The organism is Vibrio sp. 1F169, assembly GCF_041439605.1.
In the GTDB taxonomy this organism is placed as follows: Bacteria; Pseudomonadota; Gammaproteobacteria; order Enterobacterales; family Vibrionaceae; genus Vibrio; species Vibrio tasmaniensis_A.
The window spans coordinates 1-2,742 of sequence record NZ_JBGOOI010000148.1 but is presented as its reverse complement, the minus strand read 5'-3'; the positions used below and the strand labels follow the sequence as shown (position 1 = coordinate 2,742).

The 2,742-nt window shown below is 43.8% G+C and carries 3 protein-coding genes; 2 read left to right on the top strand and 1 reads right to left on the bottom strand.

The annotated features are described in order from the left end of the window. The first annotated feature begins 267 nt into the window (after positions 1-267). Both ACED53_RS23215 and ACED53_RS23210 read left to right on the top strand, forming a co-directional pair. Positions 268-849 carry a flavodoxin family protein gene (locus tag ACED53_RS23215; protein ID WP_017100275.1) on the top strand — a complete coding sequence of 194 codons (582 nt, stop codon included), beginning with the start codon at positions 268-270 and terminating at the stop codon, positions 847-849. Positions 850-940: 91 nt separating this feature from the next. Then, positions 941-1,786: a LysR family transcriptional regulator gene (locus ACED53_RS23210; RefSeq protein WP_017084776.1), complete on the top strand. Its 846-nt coding sequence runs from the start codon at positions 941-943 to the stop codon at positions 1,784-1,786. Here ACED53_RS23210 and ACED53_RS23205 read toward each other — a convergent pair. Then, entirely contained in the window at positions 1,737-2,516 is a 780-nt protein-coding gene (locus tag ACED53_RS23205) for a TSUP family transporter (RefSeq protein ID WP_012603222.1), read from the bottom strand. The genes ACED53_RS23210 and ACED53_RS23205 overlap by 50 nt on opposite strands. Positions 2,517-2,742 lie beyond the last annotated feature (226 nt).

Genomic DNA, 2,742 nt, shown 5'->3' with positions numbered 1-2,742 from the left:
AACGGTATGCTAAGAACAAAAATGCCGTTCACTCTTAAGTGAACGGCATTACTCCGCAAAGGAGCCTTTTTTAATTCGCTTTCAAATCACTTATCCCCTCTATTTCTATTATTCAAAGATCCCCTCCTTTCCTAACACTCTAGTTAGCTCATTCATTACTATGTTAGTAATCTTTTTTGTTTACTTATCCAATTCACAGGCTATATTAATAAACAAATAACTTTATAAACTAATTTATTTACTAACATTGGTAAAAGGGAGTTCAAGATGAGTATCAATAAAGTAGGCATTGTTTTCTTCTCTAAGAATGGAGCGACCAAGCAAGTCGCTGAGACAATCGCTGAAGGTATTAACACTCAACAACCTGACTCAGCACTGCTCATTGAAGTCCTCTCGTCTGAAATAGTCGAAGGAAGGTATGACAATGACGACAAGCTCAACGCATTAGACAGCTGTGATGCGATTATCTTTGGTGCTCCAACTTACATGGGGTCACCAGCCGCACAGTTTAAAAGCTTTATGGATGCGAGCAGTGATACCTACTGTAAAAAAGCATGGCGAAATAAGCTCGCTGCAGGTTTCACTACTGGTGGTAGCCTGAACGGTGAGCAACAACAAACCTTGTTAAGTTTTTTCACTCTGGCTTGTCAGCATGGCATGGTTTGGGCAGGGCTTGATATCTCAAAGCATATCGATGACTTAGGTTTGAATCGCACCGGTTCTAGTATTGGTTTGGTCGCCAGTGATGATCAGACGGCTGAGAGCACCAATAATCACATCCATAGTAATGATCTTAAAACCGCTTTCTATTTTGGGCAACGCATCGCGAGCCTAGTTAAAAGAACCTAGCTTATTTAATATCTATGAGCTCAGACTAGAGAATGAATGGCGTTTAAGGTAACTTGGTTCAATCATTCCCAACTTTCATGAATATCACTCAATGTTACTCGAAGGAATCGAAACTCTATTGGTGTTGAGCAAAGCAAAGACCATGAGCCGCACCGGCAGTTTGCTTTATATCAGCCAATCAGCGGTCAGCAAACGGATTGCTAATTTAGAAAAGAAGTTAGGTAAGAAACTCATAGAACCGAGTGGCAGACAGATAAAACTGACGCCGGATGCGATCGCACTCATCGAGAGTATTGGCCCCGCATTCAATGAACTTAGAGGGCTTATTTATGAACAGCAAGAGTTGGAAGATACCACTCTCATTACTTTAGATAGCTCTAAGTCTCTGATAGCCGGTTATTTAGGTGAAATGATGGGCCAATTTATCCAGCAAGATAAGTACATCACCATTACCACCAACCACACACCGAGAATCATAGAGCGAGTGCAATCGGGCAAGGCGACTTTGGGGTTGTGTGCTGGCTTATTGCCGCCGCATCATGGGTTGATGACATTCCACCTGTTTGATGAGCCGTTTTACATAGTAAGTAAGTCGCCGTTAACGGAGCTTCCTCCAATGGTCATCACTAACGATATGACCAATCCAGCAAACTCGTACCAGTTATCTGTGCTTGAAAAGTTCGGCATCAAACCCTTGATGGAGATGGATGCCTACACCGCAGCAGCCCAGCTAGCGTTGGGAGGAACGGGGCCGGCTTTGATCCCGCTCTCTATCGTAAAGACACTCAATATTGAGCCTCAATACCTGTTTAGCTTTCCCGAATTGCAAGGATTGATTAGACCGATTCATATCTGTGTAAGGCCAAATAGCTATCAGTCTCCACGGGTTAAAATACTGATAGAATCCATTGTTGATGCTGTTCCCAAAGCAGTTTAGACGCCATTAACATCGACATCACGATCACAAGAGGGCGAATCCATTTCTGCCCTTTTGTCACCACTACTTTAGCGCCAAGTTGAGCGCCCATAAAGCCACCAACTGCCATCACTAATCCCAACTCCCAAATTGGCAAGCCAGCCAAAATAAAGAAGATCAATGCGGCTATATTCGATGTGAAGTTAAGAACCTTAGTACGTGCCGTTGCATCCACTAAAGAGAAATGGCCGATAGCGACAAAACAAACGGTGAAAATAGAACCTGTTCCTGGGCCAAAAAAGCCATCGTAGAAGCCAACACCGCCACCAATACACAAAGCAAACATCGCCTCAGAGATCTTCTGCTTTCCTTCAGACGCTCTAGTTTGGGGTGCTAACAGGAAATAAAGAGAGATAGCGATAAGCAGCAGCGGTATCACGCTAGTCAGTAAACTCGCATCAATGTGCTGGACTAACTCGGCGCCAATTGCAGAGCCAATAAAAGTACAAAAGATCGCGAGGCGCATCTCTTTAATACTAACGATACCGTTGCGAACGAAATACCAACTGGCAGAGAAGCTGCCAAATGAGCTTTGAAGTTTGTTGGTTGCCAGTGCTTGCGTTGGTGGCACTCCGGCCGCTAGCAATGCAGGTAGAGTCAACAATCCACCGCCGCCAGCCATTGCATCAATAAAGCCTGCCGCCGTTGCAACAACAAACAAGATAGCCAATATTTCTAGAGTGATTTCCATATACCCAACGCCTTAAATTCTCGTGTAGCGACAACTTACCACCGTGAGCAAACAATCAACAACGAAACACAAGATTGTAACCTATTCCAAATTTTCATCATTTAGCCATTACCAGATTTTCACCATTTACCGACACCAGATGACAGACATAAAAAAGCCCACTCCGAAGAGTTAATGCCGTTCGGATAAGCATTATTGCTTGAACCTGAACGGATATTTGGCTGGG

Coding starts and splice junctions, on each gene's coding strand:
- ACED53_RS23210 (WP_017084776.1), top strand. CDS start 941: ATGTTACTCGAAGGAATCGAAACTCTATTGGTGTTGAGCAAAGCAAAG.
- ACED53_RS23215 (WP_017100275.1), top strand. CDS start 268: ATGAGTATCAATAAAGTAGGCATTGTTTTCTTCTCTAAGAATGGAGCG.
- ACED53_RS23205 (WP_012603222.1), bottom strand. CDS start 2,516: ATGGAAATCACTCTAGAAATATTGGCTATCTTGTTTGTTGTTGCAACG.